Consider the following 1,282-nt stretch of genomic DNA (forward strand, 5'->3'; position numbering starts at 1 on the left):
AGGCGGGGAGGCCGCCGGCTTGTCGCCACCACCGCCGCCCTTGCGCGCGGATTCCTTGATGCCCTGCATGTCGCGGGCCTCGCGGATCAGGCCCGGCATTTTTGCGAGACTTCCGCCCTCGACGCCGATATCCGCCAGGATGGAGTCGATCAGCGGCGCCTGGACCCGGTAGCGCAGGGCGGAGTCGATCACCTCGTCGGTGGCACTGCGGCCGCCATTGCCGCCATGGCCGTTGCCGTTGAGGCCGTCGACCTGAAGGATGCGGATGCCCTCGATCTTCTCCATCGGCTTGACGCTTTCGCGCACGATGCCCTCGATCCGGTCGAGCAGCTTTCTGCGGAACAGCGAGTAGCGTGCCTGATCGGTCAGCACGTTCTCGGCCTCGTTGAGCATCCGCTGCGCCTCGGCCTCGACCGCCGCGCGTACGCGCTCGGCCTCGGCGGCGATGCGGGTTTCCTCGGCCTGCTTCTCGGCGAGCAGCACCTCGACGGTCCTGCGCCGCTTGGCGATCTCACTCTCGCGTGCGGTAATGACGCGCTCGGTCGCTTCTGTCGCACGCATCCGTGCCTCCTCGGCCATCGCCTTGGCGGCAGACTCTTCCAGCGACTTCTGATGAATGGCGATGGCCTTCTCCATCAGGACCGTCTCCACCTCCTTCTCGCGGTTGACTTCCAGCTTGCGCAATTCGCGCTCGCGGCCGACGCGGGCCTCGTCGAGGCCGCGGTCCGAGGCGATGCGCGCGCGCTCGACCTCCTCGCGGGAGGCGATCTCGGCCTCCTGGAGCGACTGCACGCGTGCGACTTCGAGCTGCTCGATGGCGCGGCGACGTTCGATGCGGGCGGCTTCCAGTGCCTGCTCGCGCGAAACGTCCGTGGTCTCGACCTCCTTGCGCGCGACGATCTCGGCCTGCCGGACCTGGCGGTCGGCGTCGATCCGCTCGGACTTCTTGGTGGAGAGCGCGATGACGCGGTCCTCGTCGGCGATCTCGACCGCCCTCTTCTGCTCGATATTGAGCACCTCGCGCTTCTTGGAGGAATTGATGCGCTCGGCTTCGAGCGCCAGATCGACCGTGATGCGCTGGCGCTCGATGGCGTCGCGTCGCTTCAGCTCGGCCGCCTCCAGCACGCCGGTGCGCTCGATTTCGAGCGAACGGGTGTCGCGCTCGGCCTGGATGCGCTCGGCCGCAACCGTCTTCTCCTGGGCGATGGGGCTCGCCTATGAGATCGTGATCAACTCCTCGCCTTGCATCTCCTATCTGATGGAGGAGAACACGGCGACGATG

At 67.3% G+C, this 1,282-nt stretch carries 2 pseudogenes; one reads left to right on the forward strand and one right to left on the reverse strand.

From position 1 onward, the window contains the following. Positions 1-1,215 (reverse strand): annotated as a pseudogene (locus MOV75_RS38550) (flotillin domain-containing protein); the annotation flags it as partial. Here MOV75_RS38550 and MOV75_RS38555 point away from each other — a divergent pair. Next, positions 1,205-1,282 (forward strand): annotated as a pseudogene (locus MOV75_RS38555) (SpoVR family protein); the annotation flags it as partial. The pseudogenes MOV75_RS38550 and MOV75_RS38555 overlap by 11 nt on opposite strands.

This window comes from Bradyrhizobium sp. PRIMUS42 (assembly GCF_023006515.1).
Classification (GTDB): Bacteria; Pseudomonadota; Alphaproteobacteria; order Rhizobiales; family Xanthobacteraceae; genus Bradyrhizobium.